This is a genomic window from Natrinema salifodinae, from assembly GCF_900110455.1.
GTDB classification, from domain to species: domain Archaea; phylum Halobacteriota; class Halobacteria; order Halobacteriales; family Natrialbaceae; genus Natrinema; species Natrinema salifodinae.
Genome location: NZ_FOIS01000004.1, coordinates 730,393 through 755,818, shown reverse-complemented (window position 1 = coordinate 755,818; position 25,426 = coordinate 730,393). Strand labels below are relative to the sequence as shown.

Genomic DNA, 25,426 nt, shown 5'->3' with positions numbered 1-25,426 from the left:
AATCCTCTCGCGGTGCGGCCACCGATCGCAGGTGATCGCCCGTGAACGAGCTGCTGACGGTCCTCCTCGAGTCGCTGCGGGACGGCTACGTTCAGGTGAGTGCGTTCGTCGCGGTGACGGTGCTCGCGTTCGGCCTGGTCCAGTACCGAACGGACGGTGCCGCGCTCGCCGCGGTCGAGGACAACGAGCGACTGCAGGTGCTGTTCGGCGGCCTGCTCGGACTGACGCCGGGCTGTGGCGGCGCGATCGTCGTGATGCCGCTGTACGTCCGCGGGACGGTCAGTTTCGGCACCGTCGTCGCGACGCTGGGTGCGACCGCGGGCGACTCGGCGTTCGTTATCCTCGCGCTCGCACCGGAGGCCGCCCTGTACGCCTACGCCATCGCCTTCGCGGCGTCCGTGGTCACGGGGTACCTGGTCGATTCGGTCGGCCTGGGCGTCTCGCGGGTCGACGCCGCCGTCACGCAGCTCTCGCCCGCCGCGACGCCGGACGGCGGCACCGTCGTCAACAGCGGGGTCGGGCCGAACCCGGCCCACGACTACGCCGGCCCGGCCCCGACCCACGCCCACGAGAGCGGCCCCGATCGGCACTCTCGAGTCCTCACGCCGATCTCACACCTCGCACACGTCGCGTGGTGGCTCGCCGCCGTCGCGGGGCTGGTCCTCGGAACGCTCTATCTGCTCCGGGGCGGTCCCGAGGTCCCGATCGCGGTCGGCCTCGGATTCGACGGGCTCTTCACCGTCACCGGGATCGTCGGCGCACTCCTGTCGCTGTATCTCTACGTCGTCGGCCGCCACTACGTCGGCGAGGGGGAGATCGCACGGGCTCGAGACTCCTTCGCGTCGGTGTACGATACGCTCACTCACGCGGCGATGGAGACCAGTTTCGTCACCGTCTGGGTGCTCGTGGCCTTCCTCGTCTACGAGTATTTCGTCCTCCTCACGGGGGCGAACATCGCCACGCTCGCGGCGGCGGCCGGCGTCCTGGCGCCGATCGGCGGCGCGGCCGTGGGGCTGATCCCCGGCTGCGGCCCGCAGATCCTGCTGGCGAGCGTCTACGCCGAGGGCGGGCTGCCCTTTTCGGCGCTGACCGCCAACGCGATCGCTCAGGACGGCGACGCCCTGTTTCCGTTACTGGCGGTCGACGCAAAGGCCGCTATCGTGGCCACGATCTACAACTTCCTGCCAGCCGTCGTCGTCGGCGTCGCGCTCCACCTGCTGTGGGGCCCCGTCTTCGGGATGGCGGAGTTCGGGTTCGGCGTGCTCTGATCGGGCGGATCGAACTTGATAGAAATAGGGCCGTGCCCGCGCGTCAGAACTCCTCGGTCGGCGGCGCGATCCCCTCGTCCTCGTCGCCGCCCTCGAGGTCGAACTCTTCTCGGACCTCGCGAATCCGGTCGCGGATGTCGGCGGCGAGTTCGAACTCGAGGTTGCTCGCGGCCTCCTGCATCTGCTGCTCGAGTTCGTCGACGTAGCGGGCGGCCTCATCCTCGTCCTCGAGCGACTTGCCCGAGACCTCGCTGGTGTCTGTCTTGCTGCCGGGCAGGTTCGTCTCGCCGATCTCCTTCTCGATCGTCGTCGGCTCGAAGCCGTGCTCCTCGTTGTACTCCCGCTGGATCTCGCGGCGGCGCTGGGTCTCCTCGATCGCCGACTCCATCGCGTTCGAGGGCTCGTCGGCGTAGAGGACGACCTCGCCGTTGACGTTCCGGGCCGCCCGGCCCATCGTCTGGACGAGCGTCGTCTCCGACCGGAGGAAGCCCTCCTGGTCGGCGTCCAGAATGGCGACCAGGCTCACCTCGGGGATGTCCAGGCCCTCCCGCAGGAGGTTGATCCCGACGAGCACGTCGATTTCGCCCAACCGCAGCGAGCGGATGATCTCGTGGCGCTCTAAGGTGTCCGTCTCGTCGTGCATATAGGCGACGTCGACGCCTGCTTCTTCGAGGTACTCCGTGAGATCCTCGGCCATCCGCTTCGTGAGCGTCGTGACCAGCGTTCGCTCGTCGCGCTCGATGCGCTCGTCGATGCGGTCCATCAGGTCGTCGACCTGGCCGCTCGCCGGCGAGACCTCGACCTTCGGGTCGACCAGGTGGGTCGGCCGAACGATCTGTTCGACGACCCGGTCGCTGTGCTCGTCTTCGTAGTCGCCAGGCGTCGCGCTCACGTACAGCGTCTGGTCGGTCTTCTCCTCGAACTCCTCGAAGGTCAGCGGGCGGTTGTCGTAGGCCGTGGGGAGGCGAAAGCCGTTCTCGACCAGCGAGTCCTTCCGGGACTTGTCGCCGGCGTACTGTCCGCGGATCTGCGGGAGGGTGACGTGGGACTCGTCGACCACGGTGAGGAAGTCGTCGGGGAAGTAGTCGAGCAGGGTGTACGGCGCGTCGCCGGACTCGCGATCGGAGAGGTAGACCGAGTAGTTCTCGATGCCGGAACAGTAGCCGGTCTCCTGCATCATCTCGAGGTCGAAGGTAGTGCGCTCATCGATGCGCTGGGCGGCGATCATGTCGCCCTGGCGCTCGAAATAGGAGATGCGCTTGTCGAGATCCTCGCGGATCTCGTCCATCGCGCGCTCGAGTTTCGTCTCGGGGATCGAGTAGTGCTCCGCCGGGTGGACGAGCACGGCCTGCTGGTCGCCTTTGGTCTCGCCCTCGAGGGGATCGACCTTGACCATGCGGTCGATCTCGTCGCCCCAGAGTTCCACGCGGACCGCGTACCGGCCGTACATCGGGTAGATCTCGATGGTATCGCCGCGCACGCGGAAGGTCCCCTGCGTGAAGTCGACGTCGTTGCGCTCGTAGTTCAGATCGACGAGCTGGGCGAGCAGTTCGTCGCGGCCGATCTCCTGGCCGACCTCGAGGCGCAGGGACATGTCGACGTAGTTGCGCGGATCACCGAGGCCGTAGATGGCGGAGACGGAGGCGACGACGATGACGTCCTCGCGTGTAAGGAGCGAGCGGGTCGCGCTGTGGCGAAGCCGGTCGATCTCGTCGTTGATCGAGGCGTCCTTGTCGATGTAGGTGTCGGTCTGCTCGACGTAGGCCTCGGGCTGGTAGTAGTCGTAGTAGGAGACGAAGTACTCGACGGCGTTGTCCGGGAACAGGGTCCGGAACTCCTCGTAGAGTTGGGCCGCCAGCGTCTTGTTGTGGGCGATGACCAAGGTCGGCTTCTGGATCTCCTCGATCGTCCACGAGACGGTGTTCGTCTTGCCCGAGCCGGTCACCCCGAGCAGGGTCTGTTTGTCCATGCCCGACCGGAACCCGTCGGCCAACCCCTCGATCGCGTCGGGCTGGTCGCCGGCGGGTTCGAAGGGCGCGTCGACCTCGAACGGACGGTCGACGTCGGGACGATCCGGCTGAAGCGGACCGCGAGAATCGGAACTCATTATCTATCGATAGCAGGAGTTCGAGGCACTTTACCCGCTCGCATGTGAGCCGCGACCGCGTGACGGTCGCGCGGCGCGCCGACGCCGCACTGATGGGGTCCCGCCGCGGCGGGCGAGAATCGGGGCAAGAGGACCCGTAGGCTGAGAATACGACCGCGTACGCTCCACTTTCGGCCGCCACCGACCTCGTACGTGGACAGTGCTCGCCCAACCGTTATGACTCGCCTCGCCGTGGCTCGGCATATGACGGAGCAACTCCAGCAGGCTCGCGACGACCTCGAAGAGGCGGCGAAGTCAGCCGACGACGACGTCCGCGACGATATTCGAGAAACCACCGACGCGTTCGCCGACTACGTGATGGGCGACACCGAACCCGATCACGCCCTCCTCGACGAACGGCTCAACACGCTCCGCCAGGTCCGCGAGCGAGCGGACGGCAACACCCGAGACAAGGTCGAATCGGCCATCGAGTCGGTCGAAGACTACCGCGAAACAGTCGACCAGGCCTGACGCTGGCCGACGCCGACCTGTCGACCGAAGCTTGCGGTCAATAGTCGAACCAAAACGAGGCGGCGGCTGCGAACGGCGCGCCGTTCGCGGTCGAAATCGAGATTGGGACCGGACCGGAGCGTCTCGAGGGATCAGTACTCGCCAGGCGTCCGATCCGCCACGTCGACGTCCGCGTCCGTCTCCGCGAGCAGTTCTTCGAAGCCGTAGTGACGGAACTGGTCGGCCACGGCCGCGCGGTCGCTTTCGTCGATCGCTTCGAGGACCGTCCCCAGGACGGTCGTCGCCGCTTCCTCGCCGTGGAGATCGACGGTGTCCATGCGCTGGTCGATCCGCGAGATAAACTCCTCCTCGGAGAAGCGCTGGCCGGACTCGCCCTGGGTGAGGTACCGGCCCAGGTCGCCCGGTAGCTGCGCGGCCAGATCCTCGGCCTCGTCCGCGCTCAGTCGCTCGCCGAGCGTCTGGAGGACCGCTCGCGTGGCGTCGCCGGCCGATTCTTCGTCCGCGTCGGCGGCAGCGCGATCGCTCACCTTCTCGAGCAGTTCTGCCTGTTCCATGTCCGTGTCAACGGCGATGTCGTCCCTCACGGTTCGGGCGGCACGTGCCGGGTTCGTGCGCACCGTCGGCCGGACGCCGCTCTCGTCCTAACTCGTGGCGCCGGGCCCGGACTCCGGTACGATCGCCTCGAACCCGAGCTCGTCGAGCCGTTCGCGCAGGCCGTCGGCCTCGTCCTCGTCGATGTGTTCGAGCAGCGTGCCGACGACTGCCCGTGCAAGCCGCTCCGGATCCTCGACCGCGGCGCGGTCGGTGCGCTCCGCGACGCGCTCGAGGAACTCGTCGTAGGAGAGGCTCCGGCCCGACGCCCCGTCGGTGAGGTGATCGCCGATCTCGTCGGGCAACTCGCCGTCGATTCGCTGGAGCCGCGTCTCGTCTACCCGCTCGCCCAGCGCGGACAACACCGCCTGGGTCGCGTCCCGCGCGTCGGCTTCGTCTGAAAGCGTCGCCTGGCGTTCGACGGCTTGATAGAAGTCGTGGCGCTCCATATCGGCCGCTTGGACGGAGCCGCCCGTGGCGATTGGGCCGGCGACTGCCGGCAGGGAGCCGGACGGAACGGGACGGCGCCCAGTGGCGATTCGCTCGCGGATCGCCTGATCGCTTCGGACCGCTATCTGAGCAGCGGATTGACCGGCGAGGACGCGTCCGGCGTCGACTCGTCGAAGAAGCCCTCCACGCCGTCGAGTTCGAAGACGAAGTCGGCGCCGAACGCGCCGGCCGGCGTCTGGAACCCGGCGTCGGCGTCGCCCGCGAGGACGCGCTCGGCGACCGTCACCGCGCCGTCGACGGTGACGACGTACGGGTCGGGCGTCCGCAGCCGGGAGACGACGCGCTCGCCGTCCGCACCCTCGGTCCGCGCTTCGCCCCAGATGTACGCCGACCCACGCCGGCGCGCCCGCTCGGAGGGGCCGTCGCGGACGCCTGCCGCCTGCTTCAGTAGCCACCGGACCGGTTTCGACTCGAACACCGGCGCGAGGTAGCGATGCAGTTTCAACCCGAGGCGAGCGGGCTGGGGCATCACCGCGTACATCTCGACGTTCGGGATCCCGGTCGTGTAATGGGTCGTCGAGATATCCCCCATCGGCATCGTCACCGCTGGCCGCTCGCCGCGACCGAAGTCGATCTCCCGGGTCCGCCAGGCCGTCGGCACGCCCTCGAGGCGGCCGTCGCGACGGACGGCGCCGCCGGTGTCGGCACCCTCGATGACCGTCCTGACGGTGCCGATCGACGGGATCCGGAACGCGTCGACGCCCAGCGCGAGCGCGTCCGCGTCGGCCAGCCGATCCGCGAGGTGGGCGGCCAGGCAGTCGATCGGAATCGTCGAGAGGGCGGCGGCCGGCAAGAGGGTGATCCCGGCCTCGGTCGCGTCCGCGTCACGATCGCGGATCGCCTCGATGACGGGTATCTCGCCGGTGATGTCCACGTAGTCCGTTCCGCTCCGGAGACAGCCCTCGACGAGCGGTTCGGCGGTGTTCGAGAACGGGCCGGCGCAGTTCAAGAGGCAGTCGACGTCCGCGAGCGCCTCGGCGACGGTGTCGGGGTCCCCGAGATCGAATCGCCGACCCGCCTGGCCCAACTCGTCCACCTGCTCGCGAAGCTGCTCGCGGTCGCGGCCGGCCAGAATCGGGTCGAGCCCGCGGTCGATCGCCTCGCGGGCGACCAGGGTCCCGACGTAGCCGTACGAGCCGTATATCAGGAGCGTTGACATGCTGTGCGCCGGCTACAGTCCGTCGGCGGTTAAGCAGCGGGCCGGAATAGGACGGAGGTGGAAGAGGAGGAGACCACGAGTCGGCCCTGCGACGGGACAGCCGAGAGCGCGCGGAGTCGCCGTCACTCGAGTCGTTCGAGCACCGCGTCCTTCTCGTAGGACAGCGAGAGCGACCGCGAACGGCCGCGACCGTCGACGTCCGCGTAGTCGGCGTCGATCAGCCCGAGCTGGTCGAGCTTGTTGACGATCTCGGAGTAGCGCGTGTACCCCAGATCGGTCTCTTCCCGGAAGGCCTCGTAGACCTCGCCGGCCTGGCGGCCGTCGTTGTCGGCGATCACTTCGAGCAGCGTCTGCTCGGTGTCGGTCAGCCCCGACAGCGAGCGCGAGAGGTTGATGTACTTGGACTTCTCGTAGGCATCCTCGACGTCCTGGCGCTCGACGGTGCGGCTGGCGCGCATCTCGGCGGTGAGCCCCGCCCGACGCAGTAGGTCGATGCCGACTCGGAGGTCGCCGCTCTCGGCCGTGAGATCGGCGACGTACTCGAGCGTGCTCCGGGAGATGACGCCGTCGTTGAACCCGCGCTCGACGCGCTCGGCGAGGATGTCGACGATCTCGGGCTGGTCGTAGACCGGGAAGTAGACGTCCTCCGGACGGAAGACGCTCTGGACCCGCGAGTCGAGTTCCTCGATCACGTCCAGCGCGGGGTCGGAGGAGACGACGATGACGCCGATCTTCGCGCCGGGGTACTCCTCGTGGGCTCGCAACAGCGAGTACAGCGTATCCGAGGCCTCGTTCTCGTAGAAGAGGTAGTTGACGTCGTCCAGGGCGACGACGAGTACTTTGTCCTCCTCGACGAGTTTCTCGGTGATCTGGCCGAATAACTTCTTGAACGAGATCCCCGAGGACGGCGGCTCGTAGTCGAACGTGCCCTCGAACAGCCGGGAGAACACGGAGTACCGCGTCGAGTTGACCTGACAGTTGACGCGGATCGTCCGGACGTCGCTCGTCTGGGCGCCCACCTCGTCGAACAGCTTCTGGATCGCGGTCGTCTTCCCCGTCCCGGGCGGTCCGCGAGCCATGACGTTTAGCGGTCGCGACCCCCGCACCGCCGGGCGCAGCGCGTACGTCAGGCTCTCGGTCTGGCCCTCGCGGTGCTTGAACGTCTCGGGGACGTAGTCGATTTCGAAGACGTGTTCGTCCCTGAACACGGATTCGTCCCACGACAACATCCCCTCCTCGGGGTCGTCTGCCATCACTTTCACCACGCTGTCGGAGCTACTTAGATGTTTGCCGAATCGACGGCGCGAGCCGCCTCAGGCGGCCTCGATCCGCTCGAGCCACCGATTGAGATCGGCCGGCGCGATCCGACTCCGGTGGGCGACCCGAGCGTGGGCCCGCGCGAGCCGCGCCGCCTCGTGGTCGGCGTCGCAGCGGAGCTCGAAGGAGCAGCCGTTCCTGGGACACTGGAATTCGTACGGCATGCGCTAGCACAGGGAACGCGGGGCGGTAGGTATTACACTTGCATACCCCAGCGAGTTTAACGACTCGCCGACCGTCTCGAACGGCGACCGGCCGATCGACGGCCGCCGCGCCGACTCACAGAGCCAGCCGCGACCGCCCTCGACGCATCGAGCAGCGCCGGCGAGACGGGCGCACTCGCGACTATTCACGAATTGGTCGTACGCAGCGCGCACTCACGGCAGCCAAGCCCGCACGCGAAGCGGCCCCGCCCGTCAGTCGAACTTCTCGAGCAGGCGATCGTAGAAGACCGGCTCCGGTTCGCCCTCGTCGGTGACCGCCGCCCCGCCGTTCGTCGCTACCCCGTCGCGGGCCTCGTCGGCTAACTTCTCGACGATCAGTTCCGGCGTCGAGCGCGCCAGATGGTCCTTGACCGGCGAGCGGTTCACCTCGAGTTCGCCGTCGACCAGTCCCACGGCTTCGATCCCGTCGACGGTTACGTCGAAGTCGGCCATCTCGCGGATTTCGTCGGCCAGGTGGGAGACGAACACCGCCGTTGCGCCGTTTTCCTCGAGCGCTTCGAGGATGCCGGCGATGATCTTCGCCGAGGCACCTGGTTCGGTGATGCTCTCGAGTTCGTCGACCAGGACGAGCGACCCCTCGCCGCCCTCCGCGAGGTCGGCGAACTCCCGGACGGTCGACTCGAAGGCGCCGGCGTCCAACGTCCCCTGGGTCTTGGCGTGGTAGTGCAGATCGTCGAACCGCCGCAGGCGGACGTTCTCGGCCGGGACCGGCAGCCCCATGTGCGCCAGAACGACCACGCTCGCGACGAGGTCCAGCGTGGACGTCTTCCCGCCGCTGTTGACACCCGAGAGCAAGGCGACGCCCGCGACGTCGTAGTCGACGGGATCGATCGCCGCCAGCGGTTCGTCGAGCAGGGGAGAGCGCCCGCCCTCGATGGCGAAGCCGACGGTATCGCCGCCCGCGCTCCCTACTTCGTCCGGGTCGACGAACTCCGGCATCGTACACTCGAAGTCCCGGGCGAACCTGGCGACGGCGAGTTCGACATCCAACTCGAGCGCGTCGCGGACCAGCTGCCGAGCGCCCGCCCGCTGATCGGCCAGGTCGGCCGCCAGTTCGCGCTTGAGCCGTCCGGCGCGTCGCTCCTTGGCCGCCGTGAGCTCCTCGCGAAGCCGACCGACCGCGTCCTCGTCGCGCTCGACCGGGAACGTCGGTTCGTCGCCGAAGGCCCGCCTGGCGATCTCGGCCTCGCCGGGGTCGAGATCGAGCGCGTCGATCAGGTGCTCGCGGGCCGCCTCGACGGCCGCGGCGTACTCGTCGGCCAGTTCCCGCGAGAGCAGGGAGTCGACGCCGGCCCCGCGCTCGACCAGCGAGAGCAGGTCCGAGCCCTCGATCGTGACGTCCTGCTCGCGGATCGCATCTCGGAGGCGGTCGTTCGCCGCGCTCTCGGCCGCGCTCGCCGCCGCGTCGAGGTCGTCGACCGCCGTCGTCAGCCGGTCGAGTTCGTCGTCGCCCGCGACCGTGCCGTCCTCGGCCAGCCGCGAGAGGCCGTCCTCGAGCGCGTCGAGGTCGCAGGCGGGCTCTAGGTCGGCGGCGCGGTGGACCTCGACCGCGGCCTGCAGCCGATCCCGATTGCGCGCGAAGAAGGCGAGCGGTCGCTCGGGGACGACCTCGGCCGGGTTCTCTAAGGCGTCGGGCCGAACCTGGACGTCGCCCTCGACGGTGACGCCGGCGAACGACTCGTCGAGCGCGATCACCGTCGAGTACCCCCGCGCGAGTTCGGCCAGGCCCTGCGCGTCCTCGACGACCTCGACGGAAAGTTCCGGGATCGCCGCCGCGGCTTCCGAGTACCGTTCGGCATCGGTCGTCGCCAGGCACCGTTCGCGGACCCGCACGTCGCCCGGCTCTCGGAGGGGTTCGACGCCCTCGAGAGCGTCGCGCACCTCGGGGTCGGGCTCGCGCTCGATCGCTTCGCGAGCGAACGTCTGGACCTCCGCGATGCGCGAGCGGCGGGGGCTCGGGTAGATCGTCTCGAGCCGCTGGGCGGCGTAGTCGGTGACCGTCCGCTCTTTGAGCAGTCCGAGGACCGCGCGGTAGACCTCCCTCGCGCGGTCGGTCGCGAGGAAGCCGCCGGGGTCGTCGTGGTCGAGTCGGATCGCGCCGCGCGCGATCCGGGCGGCCCGGCCCTGACTGATCCCCGGTGCGGTCGCGATCGCCGCGACGTCGCCCGTCCGAAGCGCGCGCTCGGGATCGTCGAGTTCAGACAGCGCTCGGGCCGTCTTCTCGCCAACGCCCGGAATCGACTCGAGGTCCATGTTCTCCAGCGGCGTATCTAACCGGAGCGAGAAAAACCTCCCGCCCGGGTTTTTCGTGGTTGCCGTGGTAGCGCGCCGCATGACGACCGGGGCGCTCGACTACCACGAGCGAACGAAGCACTCGCCCAGCAGCGTCCGCGAGGGCGGTCACGGCCTCGATTTCGACAACAAGCCGACGCCGTACAAGGAGTATACCGACCTCCCGAAGAAGACTCTGGCCGATCGGATCCGCCCGCCGCGACAGCCGGCGCTGGCGGCGATCGCCGAACCGACGCCTGACGGCGACCCGAGGCGAGAGTGCCGGCCGGACCTCGAAACCGTCACCACCCTGTGTTACTACGCCGCCGGCGTCACGAAGGAGATCGAAAAGCGCGGGCGCTCGCTGCGCTTTCGCGCCGCGGCGACCACCGGCGCGCTCTACCACGTCGACCTGTACGTCGTCTGCGGCGATCTCGACGGGCCTGGCGACGAGACCGGCGAACCGAGCCGCGATCTCGCGGCCGGCGTCTACCACTTCGATCCCCGGACGCTGTCCCTGGACGTCCTCCGCGAGGGGGACCACCGCGGCGCGCTCGCGAACGCCAGCGCGCACGAGGGCGTCGCCGACGCGCCCCTGACGATCGTCACGACCTCGACCTGGTGGCGCAACGCCTGGAAGTACGGGGATCGGACCTTCCGCCACGCCTTCTGGGACTCCGGCACGACGGTCGCGAACCTGCTGGCGGTCGCCCACGCGCTCGACTACCGCGCCGAGGTCGTCACCGGCTTCGCCGACCGACCCGTCGCCGACCTGCTCGGCGTCGATCCCGAGCACGAAGCGCCCCTGGAACTGGTCCCGATCGGCGCGGGCGACACCGTTTCCGGCTCCGACCCAGCATCGACTGCCGACGAGATCGAGTCGATCGATCCCGACACCGCGCCGCTCTCACCGAACGAGAAACGGTTTCCACTGATCCACGAGGCCTGGTCGGCCGGCGCGCTCGACGATGGGAGCGCGGCCGACGCCTGGCGGGCGTCGAAACCGGTGGGGACGATCGGCACGCGCGGGCCTGGCGACGGCGAGCGAGTGGCGCTCGAGCCAGTCGACCGCGAGACGGCCTCGGGCCGTCCGGTACACGAGACGATCCGCCGTCGGGGCTCCTGTCGCGAGTACGAGCGCGAGCCGATCAGTTTCCGGAAACTCTCGACGGTGCTCGATCGGGCCGTTCGCGGGGTGCCGATGGACGTGCGCCGCGCGGGCGAACGCGGCGAGTCCTCGAACGCGCGAGCGGAGGACGCGGGGGCCGAGCCGCCGCTGTCGTTCGTCGATCCGTACCTGCTCGTCAACGGCGTCGACGGCCTCGAGCCCGGCACCTATCACTACCAGCCGGCCGACGGCGAACTCGAGCGCCTCCGGGCCGGCGAACTCCGCAGTGAAGCGGGTCACCTCGCCCTGGACCAGCGCCTCGGCGCCGACGCGGCGGTCTGCATCTACTTCCTGACCGATCTCGAGGCGGTCGTCGACGCGCTCGGCGACCGCGGCTATCGAGCGGCTCAACTCGAGGCGGCGCTGACGGCGGGCCGGCTGTACCTCGGAACCTACGCTCACCGCGACCTGGGCGGGACCGGACTGACGTTCTACGACGACGTCGTCGCGGACTGCTTTGCGCCGCGGGCAGCGGGGCAGACGCCGATGTTCCTGTACACGATGGGACGGCCGGCCTGAGCGGCGACCGGTGTCCCGGTTCCTGCCGACTGGCAAGAGACGCGAAAGAGATGCGTTACCATGCGCTGTCGAGGGTGTGCACTTTTATACGCATCGACGGGGACGTCCCGGCTATGCAGCCAACACGGCGGCCCGATCGTTCGGGTTCGCGACGGTGGTGCCGAGCGGAGCCGATGCCGACCGCGAATCGGACGCACCGAGAGCGTACGCATGGTGTATGAGCGAACCGACGTCGTGATCGATCGCCTCGAACTGCTTCGGGCCTACGCCTACGGGCTCTGCATGGGCACGGCGGACGCGCTCCCGGGCGTCTCCGGGGGGACTGTCGCGCTCCTGCTCGGCTTCTACGGACGGCTGATCGCCGCCGTCACCGCGTTCACGCCCGGGCGGGCCATCGTGATCCTCCGCGGGTACCGTCCCGAGCGCCGCGACCGGGCGCGGGAGGCGCTGCTCGAGATGGATCTGCAGTTCCTGCTCCCGCTGGGCGTCGGGATGGTCACCGCGGTCGTCCTCATCGCCGACGTCGTCTCGTCGCTGGCCGAATCCCAACCGGTCGCGCTCTTCGGCTTCTTCACCGGGCTGATCGCGGCCTCGGCGATCACGCTGGGCCGGAGCCTCACGTTCGACTCGCCGAAACACGTCGCCGCCGCGGTGACGGGGGCCGGCATCGCGCTGGTGGTCGCCGCCGACCTCGTCGAACTGCCCGGCGGCGGCCCGGCCGTGATCGCGTTCGCCGGCGCGATCGCCGTCAGCGCGATGATCCTGCCGGGGGTCTCCGGCTCGCTGATCTTGATCCTGCTCGGCCAGTACGTCTTCCTCTCGTCGGAGCTGAGCGCGTTCGTTCGCGCCCTCGGCGACCTGCTCGGCGGCGGCTCGATCGCGGCCGTGACCGAGCCGGGGACGACCGTGGCGCTGTTCGTCGCCGGCGGCGTCGTCGGCCTGGTCACGATCGCTCGCGTCGTCCGGGCCGCGCTGGCCCGCCACCGCGGGATAACGCTGCTCTTCCTGGTGAGTCTCATCGCCGGCTCGGTGCCGGCTCCGCTGCACAACATCGGCGAGAGCTACGCCTGGACGACGGAAACGATCGCGCTGACCGCCGCGTGGGCGGCGCTGGGCGCGGTGATCCTGTTCGGGCTCGAGTACCTGGTCGGCGGGTTCGATCCGGAGTAAGCGGCCTGCCGTCTCGCTCGCGTTCTCCGGCTTGCGCGCTCCGGGACCTCCGTTATCGCGTCGCCTCGACTAGGACAGGTATGCCACTGACGAAACTCCTCGGTTCGAAAGCGACGCGATCGCTGACGGTCTTCTCGGTGCTCGCGGAGGCAAAACGCGAGTTCGGCCGCGGAAACAGGACGCGCGGCGTCCTCTTGCTCGGCGTCGCCGTCCTCGCCTGGAAGTGGACGGTCATCGGCCTGGCGGCGCAAGCCGTCGTCAAAGTGCTCCGTCGCGGTCGGCCGCCGACCGCGAGTGCAGCGCCGGCGTAACTGTCGGCGAGCCCCTCGAACGGCGTTAGTCCCCGAAGTCGGCGTCCTCGAAGTGCTCGTTCGCCAAATCGTCGATCATCTCCTCGATCTCCGCTCGCGTGTCCTCGTCGAGGTCTTCGACGGCGCCGACGCCGTGGCCGCCGCTTTTCGCCGTCTGCAGGGCGTTCTTGTTGAGGTTCCCGTCGGGGTCGACCACCGGGAGTTTGAGGTCCGTGAAGTTCTCCGGCGGGAAGCCCGACGACGAGAGGATGAAGTGGTCCGCGACCTCGCCGACGTCGTCGGTGTCAAAGTCCTCGAGTTGCGGTTCGGCCCACTCCTCGGACGTCGTGCCCGAGAAGTCGGGCTCGTGCATCTCGTAGTCGGTCATAAGTGAACACTACGTGCGCCGATAAATCGGCGTATTCCCTGCGTTTTCAACTTCGACGCGGTCGGCCTCGGCGACTCGATCGGAGGCGGATGCGGGTGCGAGTGCTACGCGAAGTCGTCGACGAGCGGCGCCGTCGCTAACTGCGCCGCCGAGAGCAACACGCGGTCCTTCTCGTGACCGTGTGCGATCGACTCGACCATGCCGTCGGCGTCGGTCAGCGGGACGAACCGGACCGTCGTCCCGCGCTCGTCGACCTCGAGCAGGAGGAGCGCGTGCGGGAACGAGGAGACCGCCGGGACGGTGAGTTCCGTGACGCCGTCGTCGCGCTGGACTGCGGGAAAGTGGAGGTGCCCGGTGACGACCAGCGCCGCGTCCCGCATCGCGAGCAGATCGACCAGCGGCTGCGGATTGGTGAACCCCGGCACGTCCCCCGCGACGGGTAACTCGGCGCTGTATCGCTCGTAGAGTTCGCCGGTCGCCGGGAGGTTGTGATGGACCGTCACGATCGCTGACTCGGGGTCGGCGTCGGTCAACACCTCGTCGAGCCACAGCAACTGGTCGGCGTCGATTCGCCCGTCCCACGTCTCCGCGGGCGAACCAGGCGTCGCGGCGTGACTGTCGAGTCCGATCACCTCGAGCCCGCCGAGTTCGACCCGAAACGGAAGTCCGTCGGGCGTGTACCGGGCTTCGAACTCGGGAATCGGCAGCGACTCGCGCTCGTCGAACGTCGTCGGAAAATCGTGGTTACCGGGGATCGCGACCGTCGGCGGATCGAACGCGGCGAGGTCGTCGAACAGGTCGAACTCCTCGGGGACGCCATTTCGGGTCAGATCCCCCGCGACGAGGACGCCGTCGACGGCCCGCTCGTTCACGCATTCGACGGCGGCCCGAAGGTGGCGCTCGGTCCGATGAAAGACCTTCCACGTCCCCGTGGCGTCGGTCGCGAGGTGGACGTCCGCGAGCACCGCGAGCCGCGTCGGCTCGGCCGCGGTCGGCCGCTCGAGCCTGGCGAGGACGCGGCCGTCGTGATCGTGGCACCGGTCCGTCATAGCGGAGCCGACGCGAGCGAGGCGGGTACTCCTTGCGCCGGCAGTCGTCGAGACCGACGGGCGCGGCGGGGGATTTCCAGTCCACTCGGGCCGCGCTACCAGCGGAGGTGGACGTGCTCGGCCACGTGCGCCTCGTAGACGTCCCGGACCGCACCGCGGACGCGGTTGGACAGCGGATCGAGCTCCGAGACGGCCGCGTTGCTCCGGACGTGTTCGGGCGAGGTCGTCCCGGGAATGACGGTCGAGACCGCCTCGTGATCGAGGATCCACCGGAGCGTGAGGTCGGCCATCGACAGCCCCCCGGGGACGTGGGGCTCGAGCGCCTCGACGGCGTCGTGGCCCGTCTCGTAGGGGACGCCGGCGAACGTCTCGCCGACGTCGAAGGCCTCGCCCTCGCGGTTGAAGTTCCGATGGTCGTCCGCGGGGAACGTCTGCTCCCGATCGAGCGCGCCCGTCAGCAGCCCCGACGCGTACGGGACCCGAACGATCACGCCGACGTCTTCCGTCCTCGCCCGGTCGAAGAACAGCTCCTTCGGGCGCTGGCGGAACGGGTTGAAGATGAGCTGGACGGTCTCGACGACGTCGTACTCGATTGCCTTGAGCCCCTCTTCGACCGTCTCGACGCTGACGCCCGCGTGGGCGATCTTGCCCTCGTCTTTCAGCCGGTCGAGCGCCGCGAAGGTCGACGGCTGGTAGTACGCCTCGGTCGGCGGACAGTGCAACTGGAGGAGATCGAGGGTTTCCTCGCGGAGGTACTCGCGGCTCCGATCGACGAACGACGAGAGGTGGTCGTAGTCGTAGCGATCGGCCTCGTGGGGATCGAGCCGGCGGCCGGCCTTCGTCGCGACGAAGACGTCGTCGTGAGCGTCGCACTCGTCGAGCACGCGACCGACGTGGCGCTCGCTGCGGCCGTCGCCGTACACGTCCGCGGTGTCGACGAAGTCGATCCCCGCGTCGAGGGCCGCACGGACGACCTCGCGGCCCGTCTCGTCGTCGACGTCGCCCCAGTCGCCGCCGATGTTCCAGGTCCCGAGGCCGACCTCGGAGACGGCCCGCCCGGTCGAACCGAGTCGTCGATGGTGCATGTGCGTGTGCGACCGGTTCGGGCGGACCGGCCTATGCCTTGGCCTGGCGGCAAGCCGTCGCGACGCCGTTCGGAATCGTACCGAGTTCGGATATCGAGAGTCCAGCGTAGAGTTCGTCTATTCAGCGTATAGGGCACCGCTGGCGAGCGGTCGTCGTTTGCAGGCTATAGTACTTTCCCGCCCATCGGGATAGGAGCGCCCGATGAGCCACATCGACGACGACGCCGACGAGATCAGATCCCTGGCGGTCGGCGAGATCAGTCAGCTGTTCGGGGGCGCGACGTTCCCGATGACGACCGACGAGGTGCTCGCGGAGTACGCCGACGTCGAGATCACGTACCCGCGCAACTCCGACTCGCTCGAGACGATCCTCGAGACGTCCGGTCACGAGACCTACGAGACGAGAGACGAACTCGAACTGGCGATCCTGAACGGGGTCGGGCGAGACGCCGTGGGCCGACCGCGGTACAGCGACCGCGGCGATAGCCCGCACGACACCGACGACCACATGCGACCGCGCCAGTCGTTCTGAACGCCGACCGCGTCCGATCACCGATCACGACACGAGAGCCATGAGCACGACTACGACCACGCCACGCGACGCACTCACGACCGAGTTAGAGCGCCTCTACTACGTCGAGCGGGAGCTCTGCGACGAGCTCGAGACGCTGGCGGCCGACGTCTCGATCGACGCGTTAGACGACGGCCGGGCGACCGGTTGTCGGGAACAGCTCTGCGAGACGATCGACGAGCACTGCTCGGAGACGCGGCGCCACTGCGAGCGCATCGAGAACGCGTTCGACGCGCTCGGCGAGGAGCCCGCGACCCGACGCGTCCCGGAGTTCGACGGCCTGATCGCCGACAAGGAGAAGTTCAACAACGTCGTCCTGAACGACGAACTCCGGCCGCTGTACTATGTCGAGACCGTCCTGAAGCTCGAAGCCCTTGAGTGTACGAGCTACGAGACGGCGCTGTCGCTCGCGAGCACGATAGAGGGCGAGGAGAGCGAGGCCGTCGTCGACGCCCTCCGGCCGAACTACGACGACGAGCGGGCGATGCGAACCGACGTCGAATCGCTGGCCGACGGCGGGGCCGTCGACAGACTGCTCGCGGCGAGCCCGGTCGACGACGCCAGGCGCGAGTCGCTCGATCGAATCTGAGTTTCCACACTACCATGAACGTCGAAACACTCGAGGACCTCTTCGGCTACCAGCTACAGCACGCCTACTACGTCGAACGGACCCACGTCGAACTGCTCGACGAGATGGCCGCCGACGCCCGGAACGACGACCTGGCCGAGCGGTTTGCGACCCACCGCGACGAGACCGAGCGCCAGGCCGAGCGACTGGAGGACGTGTTCGCGGCGATGGGCCGGCAGCCGCGGGCGAGCCGCTCGCGGGCCGTCGACGGGTTCGCGGCATCGCGGCGGAATCGCATCGAGTCGAGCGACGGAAACGAGGACGGCCAGGCGCCGCCGATGCACGTCGACCTCGGGATCGGGCTCGCGGCCGAGCGCCTCGAGATTCGTACCTACGAGGGGCTGCTCAGGCTGGCGGGCCGACTCGCCTACGCGGACGACGTCGTCGAACCGCTCGAAGCGACCCTCGCGGAGGAACGGGAGACCCGCCAGCGGCTCGAGGACGTCGAGACGGAGACGTCGATCGTCGACTCGCTGGAACACTGACCGGTCCCGGTCACTCCTTCGCAGCGGCGAACTCGGCCGGCGACCGAACCGCGAACCGGGGATACCGGGGACGGCGGCCGGCGAGCCGACCGATCGGTGCGGCGAGCGACGCCAGCGTCCGCTGGAGCGCCACCGGCACGCGCGCCAGAGCGAACTCCTCGCGGTAGGTGTCGGCCAGCACCGCGAGTTGAAGCGGGCCTGGCAGCCCCCAGTCGTTGGTCTTCCCCTCGCGAGCGAGCCCGAACAGCGTCTCGAAGAACGCCAGGCTCTCGAGCGCGGGCCGCAACTCGATTTCCGTGCGGACCGGTTCGTCGCCGTCGTTCCAGATGGTGTGTTCGGTCTCGGGGAGCACCGCGAATTTCGTTCCGGGAGTCGCCGTCCACTCGTCGCCGTCGATCCGGACGCCGAGCCGACCGCGCTCGACCGCGATCCGTTCGGTCTGGGTCGGGTGGACGTGGTCGACTTTTCCGACCGCGAACCCGCCGGGTTCGAGGACGTACTCGATCCGGAGCGCGGCGTCGGTCCGCTCGCGGACGGCGACCCGTTCGCCCGTCACGGGGTTCGCGATGACGGGTCCGGCGCCCGGACGCGGACTCATAGCGACCTCCGAGAGCGGGTGTCGGTGTCCGTCTCGCCGATCACAGTACTCATAGTACTAGACGGGCTTCGCCGCTGTCGCTGAAAAGCGTTCATCGCGCGAATGACGGCCGCCTCTCCGGGAGGGAGACGGACCGCGGAGCGACTCGTCGGGACGGATCGCCGCGACGGCGCGGCCGGCGATAAAGTACGACTGGCGGCTGCAGGGACCGATCACTTCGGCAGACCGAACTAATTCGGGACAACCACCAACGAGACCGGAACCGGCCAACCGAATCGGGCGACGTCTTTTCGAGGCGTATCGACGGCAGAGTGACCGATCGCCGAGCACCGCTCGCCGACTACCAACCGCCGATCGACCGGACGCACGCGAGTATGAAAACGAGCATCGAAGTCGAGTACTGGGTCGTCGACAGCGACGGAAACCTGACCGAACCGGGACCGCTCGCGGAGGTCTCCGAGCGGACGGAGCAGGAGTTCGTCGAACCGCTGTTCGAACTGAAGACGCCGCCCTGCGAGTCGGTCGCCGAACTCCGGTCGGCGCTCGTCACGGAACTCGAGGACGTCCTCGCCACCGCGGCCGAGGTCGACAAGCACCTGGTCCCGCTGGGAACGCCGATCAACGGCGACGCGATCGACCGCCGTCCCGGCGAGCGAGGGCGGATCCAGCAGGCGGTGCTCGGCGCGAACTTCGACTACGCGAAGTACTGCGCCGGGACGCACGTCCACATCGAGAAGCGCAACGTAACCGACCAGCTCAACGCGCTCATCGCCCTCGACCCGGCGCTCGCGCTGGTCAACTCCTCGCCGTACGTTCGGGGCGAACGGATCGCTAACGGCGCCCGCGCGTACTGCTATCGGCGGAAGAGCTACGAGGGGTTTCCGAACCACGGCCAGCTCTGGCGCTACGTCGAGAACGTCGGCCAGTGGCACCGCCGACTCGAGGAGTGCTACGAGGAGTTCGAGAACGCCGCGCTCGAGGCGGGCGTCGAGGCCGACGCCGTCGAGCGCAACTTCTCGCCCGACGACGTGGTCTGGACGCCCGTCCGCCTTCGCGACTCGATGCCGACCGTCGAGTGGCGCTCGCCCGACGCCGCCCTCCCGAGTCAACTGCTTCGCCTGGTCGACGACCTCGAGACGGTGATGGAGCGGCTCCATCACACGAACGTGCGGATCGCCGACGACGGGTACGGCGATGGCGGCGACGCCGGGACGACGGCCACCGCCGAAGCCGACGAGAGCGACGACGGCGGATCGGCGTCGCCTGGCGAGCCGGGGCCAGGCGGCCACGCGGGCTACGTCACGAGCAACGGGATCGTCCTGCCCGCGTTCGAGACCGTCTGGGACCTCGCGGAGACGGCGATGGACGCCGGCCTCGAGTCGACGCCCGTCGCGAACTACCTCCGGCGGATGGGCTTCTCAGTTGGAGACTACCATCCGATCGCGACGCGGGTCGACGGGCGTCAGTACGTGACGCAGGCCGACGCCCGCGAGCTGCGACTGGAGTACGCGAGTCGACTCGAGGAGGACGTCGAAGAACTACGTCGGTTGCTGTAGCCGATCGTCGACGGCGGGCGGCGGCCGCGTCTCGAGCCGCGCCGCGTCCGTCAGTTACCGTCGCCGTACTCGTACTCCCGGTCCGGGTCCGCGACGCCTTCGGTTCGGGAGCCGATCCAGGCGCCCAGCGAGAGGCCGTAAACCAGGTGCCCGGCGTGGAAGAGGGCGAGTTCGTCGGCGTCGAGGCGGATGTCGAGTAGTTCTTTCAGCATGACCTGGGCGCCGAACGCCGAGAGGACCATGCCGTAGATCGAGCCCCAGACGAGCCCGCGCTGTTCGGGCTCGATGGCCTCCCCAGCGTCGTACAGGGCGAACAGGCCGCCGAAGACCGCGCCCGAACTGACCCCGTAGAGCAGATGCAGGGCCAGGCCGGCGACCGGGTGCTCGTCGGGGTCGTCGTCGCCGGTGACGTACTGCGACCAGAAGTTCGCCGACGGGGGTAGCGACCGCAGGATCGGCAGCCGGAACGCGGTCATGATCAGCGTCGCGACGAATCCGGCCTGGATCCCGCGACCGACGGCGTCGGCGAGGTGTTCCTCGCGCGAGTGCTCGTCGACCTCGCTCGTGTGCCCTTCGGTCTCGGCGATCGAACGCAGGCGTCGCAGGTGATCTGACACAGCCATAGTGGTCCGGATAGCAATCCTACCACGGACGGCGCCTTAACCCTCCGGCGCGCTGTTTACTGGTCGCCGCTCGCCGATGCTGCTGGAATATTTATACGTGTTCGCGAAACACACGGGTATGGATTTCGGCGTCCTCAGTACGGCGGGCATCGCACAGAAGGCGTTCCTTCCGGGAATCGAGGCCAGCGGCCACGACGTGACGGCCATCGCCTCCCGCGACGAGGCCGACGCGCGCACCGTCGCGGCGGAGTACGGAATCGAGGACACCTACGGCGACTACGGCGACCTCATCGCAAACGCCGACGTCGACGCCGTCTACGTCCCGCTGCCGAACGCCCTGCACGCGGAGTGGACGAAGCGCGCGGCCGACGCCGGACTCGACGTGCTCTGCGAGAAGCCGCTGGCCGTCGACGCCGCGGAGGCGAGCGACGTCGTCGACTACTGCGCGGAGCGGGACGTGACCCTGATGGAGGCGTTCATGTACCAGTATCACCCGCGGACCGAGCGCGCGATCGCCCTGGCCCGGGACGAACTCGAGGACGTGCGCTCGGTGGCGGCGACGTTCAAATACCGGCTCGACCGGACCGAAGACATCCGTCTCTCGCCCGACCTGGCCGGCGGGAGCCTGATGGACGTCGGCTGCTACGCCGTTTCGCTGGTTCGCCAGGTCCTCGGCGAACCGGAGCGAGCGTACGCGAGCACGACCGACACCCGCGACGCCGGCGTCGACACGGAGCTGACCGGCGTCCTCGAGTACGCGGACGGCGCGACCGGTCGGGTCTCGTCCGGGTTCGACACGCGGGGCGTCCAGCGCTACCGCATCGAGGCGGCCAACGGCTGGGTCGAAGTCGAGAACGCGTTCGACGTGCCCGACGGCGAACTGCAACTCGAGTACCGGATCGACGGCCGTCGCGGCGTCGAGACGTTCGACCCGGTCGACCAGTTCCGCCTCGAAATCGACCACTTCGCCGACCGCGTCGCCGCCGGCCGGCCCCCGCGGACGGACGGCGACGAGGCGATCGCCAACATGCGGGCACTCGACGCGCTGTCGGAAAGCGCCGAGCGGGGCCAGCCCGTCGACCTCTGACCGCTGCGACCGCCGTGTGAGCGACCGCGCCGCGCGAGTCGCGTGGAACCGTCCGGCCAACCCGACCCGTTCGACCCGCCTGGCGACAACGTCCTTTTGCCCGTGCGGTTCGAACTCCGGTTCATGACAACGGTCGAGGCGAAACTCGAGGCCGCCCGCGACGATCTCGCGGCCCGCGACGGCGTCCTCGTGGCCTTCTCCGGTGGCGTCGACTCGAGCGCGGTGGCCGCGCTCGCCCACGACGCGCTCGGCGACGACGCCGTCGCCTGCACCGCCAAGAGCGAGACGCTCCCCGAGGCCGAACTCGAAGACGCCAGGCGCGTCGCCGACGAGATCGGAATCCGCCACGAGATCGTCTCCTTCTCCGAACTCGAGAGCGACGCGTTCGTCGAGAACGACGACGATCGCTGCTACCACTGCCGGACGATGCGACTCGGCGAGATGCTCGAGACCGCCCGCAGCCTGGGGGTTAGCACGGTCTGCGACGGGACGAACGCGGACGACCCGGGTGCGGGCCACCGGCCTGGCCTCCAGGCGGTCGAAGAACTTGACGTCCACTCACCGCTGCTGGCCCACGACGTCACGAAAGAGGAGGTCCGAGCGATCGCCGAGCACTACGACCTCTCGGTCGCCGACAAGCCCTCGATGGCCTGTCTCTCCTCGCGGATTCCGACCGGCCTCGAAGTCACGGAAGACCGGCTCACGCGGATCGAACGCGCCGAGGCGCTGGTGCGCCAGTGGGGGTTCGACCAGTTCCGTGTCCGCGACCACGACGGGCTCGCCCGGATCGAGGTCTCGCCGGACGAACTCGACCGCGCGCTGGAGCGCGAGTTCGTCGAGACGGTCCGCGCGGAGCTGTCGAAGCTCGGGTTCGACCACGTCACCCTCGATCTCCACGGCTACCGGACCGGGAGCGTCAGTCCCGAGACGGAATCCGATGCCGCCGAGTCATCGAGCGACGACTGAGATCGGCCGCCTGGTTTCCGACGATAGCCGCGGCTGACGACCGCCGACCGATCGCGACCGTCCCGGACGAATTCGACGCCAGTCCGACAGGAAATTAGCCGATCGTCCGCTTATTTTCGGCTCTCAGGAACGCATACCCAAAATATAATTCCGATTTCGGGAGAAAACCCATCATTGGTGAAGGTACTGGACTAGCGTCCGGTAATATTGCGTATTGCGATACGAACGTAGCCCTTGCCTCGGTATCAATGACCGATGGACGCCGACGTGCCGCCCGAGTGGAACGCAGAAGAGTGTCGGACCTACACCCCAGCCGACACGGACCGAGAAATGGAGTATCGGACGTATCGCCACGAGTCGGGCGACCTCCGACTCAAAGTCGCGCCGGCCTCGCTCGACGGCGAGGACCACCCCGGCTACGCGCTGACCGCGACGAGCTACCCCGGACTGGACCTCTCGGAGACGATCCGAATCAGGACCGTCCTGACCTTCGAGCGGTGCAACCGGATCGGTCGCGAGTTCATGGCTCTCTTTTCGGCCAGTTACGACGGGCCCGGATCGCTCGAGAACGCGCTCGACTACGCCTACGAGCGGACGCGAGAGCACCGCTGACGCGGCGGTGCCGGACTAAGACGCTAAAATCGCGACTGCGATCGAAATCGGGAACGGAAGAAACGGAAAGGGCCACAAGGGGCACACGTAATTCGTCGGAAATCGGGTCGAACTGCCGGCCAGTGGCTATTCGATTCGTAACCCGCCGCTCGATTCGCCGTCCGCGTCGCTTTCGTCCCACTCGAGTTCGAACTCGACGCTCAGTTCGCCAGGCGCGTCCGTCGGCCCCTCGCGTTCGGCTTTGACCTCGAACGTCGGGCGCGCGGGCGGGTCGAGCGTCACCGAGTCGTCGCCCGCGGCGAGCGTGATCGGCTCGCCGGCGTCCAAGTTGTCCGCGACGCGACGGAGCAACGACGCAATCTCCGCGCGGTCCAGGTCGCGTTCGGATTCGAAGAGTATCTCCTCGGGCATACGAGAGTCTACGCGCCGTGAACGAATAAGTGCGCGCTCGCCGACCGCTCAGTGAGAGGACCGCGTCGAAGGGACCGAGACGATCGACCGCGTCGTCGACTCAGTCGTCCGACGGCGCCGCGGACTCCTCGGCCGCGGCGGCCGCCGACGCCTCCTCCGCGAAGGGGTACCAGGACTGCTTGGCGTCGGCCATGTACGGCGCCTCGAAGTCCGTCTCCTCGGGCTCGCAGAATTCGATCAGCTGTTCCTCGCCCGTCGCGTCGACCCACTCGCGGAACGTCTGGCCCCGGACGGCTTCACCGTCCTCTCGAGACTCCTCCGGAGTCTCGCACTCCCGGTGGGCCGCGTAGGCCTCGAGCAGGTTCCGGATCGCGCCCGGCGCCTCGTCGGCGGGCACGCGCTGCTGGACCCAGTCGATGAACGAGGGATCTTCCCCGACGCCGCCGCCGACGCCGATGTCGAAGGCCTCGACCATCTGGCCGTCCTTGCGGGCGCGCATACCCTGTAGCCCGATGTCGGCGGTCATCGCCTGGCCGCAGTCGGCCGTACAGCCCGAGTAGTGCATCTTGATCGTGCCGACGTCGTCGGGCAGGTCGACGTTCGCGTTGAGCCAGCGCAGCATCCGAGCCATCCGAGCCTTCGTCTCGGTCAGCGCGATCGAGCAGAACTCGGTGCCGGTACAGGCCATCGCGCCGCGCTCGAAGGGGCTCGGCTCGGGCGGGTACTCTTCGAGCAGCGGTTCGTCGAGCAGTCCGTCGAGGTCGTCGTCCGCGACGTCGACGACGACGGGGTTCTGGCGGCGGGTCAGCCGAACCTCGCCGGAGCCGTACTCGTCGGCCAGATCGGCCAGTTCGACGGCGTCCTCGGCCGGCAGCCGGCCGACGGGGACGCTCAGGCCGACGTAGTTGCGCCCGTCCGCCTGGTCGCCGACGCCGACGTGGTCGTGCTGCCCGTCTTCGACGGGTCGGCCGGCGTTGTAGGTGTACTCCTCGCGGACGTCCTCGCCGGCGGTGTGCATCTCGAAGTCGACGTACTCTTCCTGAAGCGTCTCGCGGATCTTTTCCATGCCCCAGTCCTCGGCGAAGAACCGGGCGCGGTTCTTCGAGCGGTTCTGCCGGTTCCCGTAGTCGTGGTAGAGTTCGACGAAGCCGCGCCCGACCTCGTAGGCGTTCTCGGGCCGGACGAAGACGTCCAACGGCGTCGCGGCGCGGGGCTGGCGACCGCCGAGGCCGCCGCCGATGCGGACGTTGAAGCCCCGGACCGTTTCGCCACCGTCGGACTCATCCGACGAGCCTCCGGCTTCGCCGGAGACGTCGATCTCCTTGGTCGCCGGCTCGAACCCGATGTCGTTGATCGAGTCCTGCGCGCAGCCGACCGTACACCCCGACACACTGATGTTGAACTTCCGGGGCATGTTCGCCAGGTCGTCGTCCGTCCGAAGCTCCTCCTCGAAGCGCTCGAGCAGGGGCCCGGACTCGACGAACTCCTCGGCCTTCCCGTGGAGTGGGCAGCCGGAGATGTTGCGCATCGTGTCCCCGCCCGAAGAACGGGAGTGGACGCCGACCGACTCGAGTTGCTCCCAGATTTCGGGGACGTCCTCGAGTTTGATCCAGTGCAGCTGGACCGACTGACGGGTCGTCAGGTCGATCCAGCCGTTGCCGAACTCGGGGTTTTCGACGGGGCCTTTCGCGTAGTCGCGGGCGACCTCGCCAATGGCCCGGAGCTGACCGGGCTCTAAGATGCCGCTGGCGTTGGTCAGCCGCATCATGAAGTACGACTCCTGCCCGTCGCGCTGGTGGAACAGCCCCCAGAACTTGAACCGAGTGAACCACGTCTCGCGTTCGTCCTCCGGAATCGCCTCGTAGCCGCCGTTCTCGGCGAACTCGAGGATGCGCTCGCGGACCTCGTCGCCGTAACAGCCCTCCTTGCGCTCCTCTTTCTTATGCGCCATCGGCGATCACCTCGCTGACCGTACGATCGAATCCGAATTCCCGAAGATCTTCGCCAAACATCTCGTGATTCACGTTTTCACGTCATGTTCCTAAACCATATAACACTAATCGTTGACGAATGCGTTATTTCTATCGCCTTTCGGAGCCAGACGTAGCATCTCCAATGGGATATGATCTGTATTAGGACGTATATCGCGACCGTCCCCACGGGTCGACTGGGCGATTTCAAAGGCGAGGTGTGGTTCCGATCCCGAACCGGAGGGTCGTCTCGATCGTGATCACGATGATCACGGCCGCGGTCACCGGTTCGG

Annotated in this window: 26 protein-coding genes; 12 read left to right on the top strand and 14 right to left on the bottom strand. The window is 68.4% G+C overall.

Annotated elements, in window-relative coordinates:
* Nucleotides 1–41 precede the first annotated feature (41 nt).
* Nucleotides 42–1,268 (top strand): putative manganese transporter, encoded by a 1,227-nt coding sequence (locus BMY29_RS17970; RefSeq protein ID WP_049991921.1) that lies wholly within the window; start codon nt 42–44, stop codon nt 1,266–1,268.
* Between the two features lie 43 nt (nt 1,269–1,311).
* Here BMY29_RS17970 and uvrB read toward each other — a convergent pair whose 3' ends face one another.
* Nucleotides 1,312–3,375: an excinuclease ABC subunit UvrB gene (gene uvrB, locus BMY29_RS17965; protein WP_049991922.1), complete on the bottom strand. Its 2,064-nt coding sequence runs from the start codon at nt 3,373–3,375 to the stop codon at nt 1,312–1,314.
* Nucleotides 3,376–3,618: 243 nt separating this feature from the next.
* Between uvrB and BMY29_RS17960 the strand changes: the two genes are divergently transcribed.
* The gene (locus BMY29_RS17960) at nt 3,619–3,885 is read left to right on the top strand and encodes a DUF7553 family protein (RefSeq protein WP_049991923.1); all 267 of its coding nucleotides are present in this window, start codon (nt 3,619–3,621) and stop codon (nt 3,883–3,885) included.
* A gap of 131 nt (nt 3,886–4,016) precedes the next feature.
* On the opposite strand, the gene BMY29_RS17955 is transcribed toward BMY29_RS17960, so the two are convergent.
* The 6 genes from BMY29_RS17955 to BMY29_RS17935 form a co-directional block, all read right to left on the bottom strand.
* Nucleotides 4,017–4,439 (bottom strand): DUF2267 domain-containing protein, encoded by a 423-nt coding sequence (locus BMY29_RS17955; protein WP_049991924.1) that lies wholly within the window; start codon nt 4,437–4,439, stop codon nt 4,017–4,019.
* An 87-nt stretch (nt 4,440–4,526) separates the two neighbouring features.
* Nucleotides 4,527–4,925 carry a DUF2267 domain-containing protein gene (locus tag BMY29_RS17950; RefSeq protein WP_049991925.1) on the bottom strand — a complete coding sequence of 133 codons (399 nt, stop codon included), beginning with the start codon at nt 4,923–4,925 and terminating at the stop codon, nt 4,527–4,529.
* 122 nt (nt 4,926–5,047) lie between these two features.
* Nucleotides 5,048–6,145, bottom strand: coding sequence for a saccharopine dehydrogenase family protein (locus BMY29_RS17945; RefSeq protein WP_049991926.1), 1,098 nt, complete (start codon nt 6,143–6,145; stop codon nt 5,048–5,050).
* Nucleotides 6,146–6,267: 122 nt separating this feature from the next.
* Nucleotides 6,268–7,398: an ORC1-type DNA replication protein gene (locus BMY29_RS17940; protein ID WP_049991927.1), complete on the bottom strand. Its 1,131-nt coding sequence runs from the start codon at nt 7,396–7,398 to the stop codon at nt 6,268–6,270.
* Nucleotides 7,399–7,458: 60 nt separating this feature from the next.
* Nucleotides 7,459–7,626 (bottom strand): DUF1059 domain-containing protein, encoded by a 168-nt coding sequence (locus BMY29_RS20725; protein ID WP_143067737.1) that lies wholly within the window; start codon nt 7,624–7,626, stop codon nt 7,459–7,461.
* Nucleotides 7,627–7,878: 252 nt separating this feature from the next.
* Nucleotides 7,879–9,939, bottom strand: coding sequence for a MutS-related protein (locus BMY29_RS17935; RefSeq protein WP_049991928.1), 2,061 nt, complete (start codon nt 9,937–9,939; stop codon nt 7,879–7,881).
* Nucleotides 9,940–10,018: 79 nt separating this feature from the next.
* Here BMY29_RS17935 and BMY29_RS17930 point away from each other — a divergent pair, with 79 nt between their 5' ends.
* The 3 genes from BMY29_RS17930 (at nt 10,019) to BMY29_RS17920 (ending at nt 13,125) form a co-directional block, all read left to right on the top strand.
* The gene (locus tag BMY29_RS17930) at nt 10,019–11,644 is read left to right on the top strand and encodes a SagB/ThcOx family dehydrogenase (protein ID WP_049991929.1); all 1,626 of its coding nucleotides are present in this window, start codon (nt 10,019–10,021) and stop codon (nt 11,642–11,644) included.
* Between the two features lie 210 nt (nt 11,645–11,854).
* Complete coding sequence (locus BMY29_RS17925; RefSeq protein ID WP_049991930.1) at nt 11,855–12,814, top strand: DUF368 domain-containing protein; 960 nt, start codon at nt 11,855–11,857, stop codon at nt 12,812–12,814.
* Nucleotides 12,815–12,894: 80 nt separating this feature from the next.
* On the top strand, nt 12,895–13,125 hold the full coding sequence (locus tag BMY29_RS17920) for a hypothetical protein (protein ID WP_049991931.1): 231 nt from the start codon (nt 12,895–12,897) through the stop codon (nt 13,123–13,125).
* A gap of 25 nt (nt 13,126–13,150) precedes the next feature.
* On the opposite strand, the gene BMY29_RS17915 is transcribed toward BMY29_RS17920, so the two are convergent.
* The 3 genes from BMY29_RS17915 to BMY29_RS17905 all read right to left on the bottom strand — a co-directional run bounded on the left by BMY29_RS17915 (nt 13,151) and on the right by BMY29_RS17905 (nt 15,626).
* On the bottom strand, nt 13,151–13,492 hold the full coding sequence (locus tag BMY29_RS17915) for a hypothetical protein (RefSeq protein WP_049991932.1): 342 nt from the start codon (nt 13,490–13,492) through the stop codon (nt 13,151–13,153).
* Nucleotides 13,493–13,596: 104 nt separating this feature from the next.
* Complete coding sequence (locus BMY29_RS17910; protein ID WP_049991933.1) at nt 13,597–14,541, bottom strand: metallophosphoesterase family protein; 945 nt, start codon at nt 14,539–14,541, stop codon at nt 13,597–13,599.
* Between the two features lie 95 nt (nt 14,542–14,636).
* A complete protein-coding gene (locus BMY29_RS17905) occupies nt 14,637–15,626 on the bottom strand; it encodes an aldo/keto reductase (RefSeq protein WP_049991934.1) in 990 nt (329 codons plus the stop codon).
* Nucleotides 15,627–15,828: 202 nt separating this feature from the next.
* Between BMY29_RS17905 and BMY29_RS17900 the strand changes: the two genes are divergently transcribed.
* The 3 genes from BMY29_RS17900 to BMY29_RS17890 are packed head-to-tail and all read left to right on the top strand — an operon-like array spanning nt 15,829 to nt 17,310.
* Complete coding sequence (locus tag BMY29_RS17900) at nt 15,829–16,158, top strand: DUF5789 family protein (protein WP_049991935.1); 330 nt, start codon at nt 15,829–15,831, stop codon at nt 16,156–16,158.
* Nucleotides 16,159–16,198: 40 nt separating this feature from the next.
* A complete protein-coding gene (locus tag BMY29_RS17895) occupies nt 16,199–16,786 on the top strand; it encodes a YciE/YciF ferroxidase family protein (protein WP_049991936.1) in 588 nt (195 codons plus the stop codon).
* 14 nt (nt 16,787–16,800) lie between these two features.
* On the top strand, nt 16,801–17,310 hold the full coding sequence (locus BMY29_RS17890; protein ID WP_049991937.1) for a YciE/YciF ferroxidase family protein: 510 nt from the start codon (nt 16,801–16,803) through the stop codon (nt 17,308–17,310).
* A gap of 10 nt (nt 17,311–17,320) precedes the next feature.
* Here the strand turns inward: BMY29_RS17890 and BMY29_RS17885 are convergent, their stop codons facing one another.
* Nucleotides 17,321–17,908, bottom strand: coding sequence for a cupin domain-containing protein (locus BMY29_RS17885; RefSeq protein ID WP_049991938.1), 588 nt, complete (start codon nt 17,906–17,908; stop codon nt 17,321–17,323).
* A gap of 374 nt (nt 17,909–18,282) precedes the next feature.
* Here BMY29_RS17885 and BMY29_RS17880 point away from each other — a divergent pair, with 374 nt between their 5' ends.
* Nucleotides 18,283–19,464, top strand: a complete 1,182-nt coding sequence (locus BMY29_RS17880) for a glutamate-cysteine ligase family protein (RefSeq protein ID WP_049991941.1) — start codon at nt 18,283–18,285, stop codon at nt 19,462–19,464.
* A gap of 50 nt (nt 19,465–19,514) precedes the next feature.
* On the opposite strand, the gene BMY29_RS17875 is transcribed toward BMY29_RS17880, so the two are convergent.
* Nucleotides 19,515–20,087, bottom strand: coding sequence for a DUF6789 family protein (locus BMY29_RS17875; RefSeq protein ID WP_049991942.1), 573 nt, complete (start codon nt 20,085–20,087; stop codon nt 19,515–19,517).
* A 118-nt stretch (nt 20,088–20,205) separates the two neighbouring features.
* On the opposite strand from BMY29_RS17875, the gene BMY29_RS17870 reads away from it, so the two are divergent.
* From BMY29_RS17870 to BMY29_RS17860, 3 genes are all read left to right on the top strand, one after another.
* The gene (locus BMY29_RS17870) at nt 20,206–21,174 is read left to right on the top strand and encodes a Gfo/Idh/MocA family protein (protein WP_081985515.1); all 969 of its coding nucleotides are present in this window, start codon (nt 20,206–20,208) and stop codon (nt 21,172–21,174) included.
* 123 nt (nt 21,175–21,297) lie between these two features.
* Entirely contained in the window at nt 21,298–22,140 is an 843-nt protein-coding gene (gene larE / locus BMY29_RS17865; protein ID WP_049991966.1) for an ATP-dependent sacrificial sulfur transferase LarE, read from the top strand.
* 255 nt (nt 22,141–22,395) lie between these two features.
* Nucleotides 22,396–22,752, top strand: coding sequence for a hypothetical protein (locus tag BMY29_RS17860; RefSeq protein WP_049991944.1), 357 nt, complete (start codon nt 22,396–22,398; stop codon nt 22,750–22,752).
* 126 nt (nt 22,753–22,878) lie between these two features.
* Here BMY29_RS17860 and BMY29_RS17855 read toward each other — a convergent pair whose 3' ends face one another.
* Entirely contained in the window at nt 22,879–23,163 is a 285-nt protein-coding gene (locus tag BMY29_RS17855; RefSeq protein WP_049991945.1) for an amphi-Trp domain-containing protein, read from the bottom strand.
* Nucleotides 23,164–23,263: 100 nt separating this feature from the next.
* Nucleotides 23,264–25,114 (bottom strand): nitrite/sulfite reductase, encoded by a 1,851-nt coding sequence (locus tag BMY29_RS17850; RefSeq protein WP_049991946.1) that lies wholly within the window; start codon nt 25,112–25,114, stop codon nt 23,264–23,266.
* Nucleotides 25,115–25,426 lie beyond the last annotated feature (312 nt).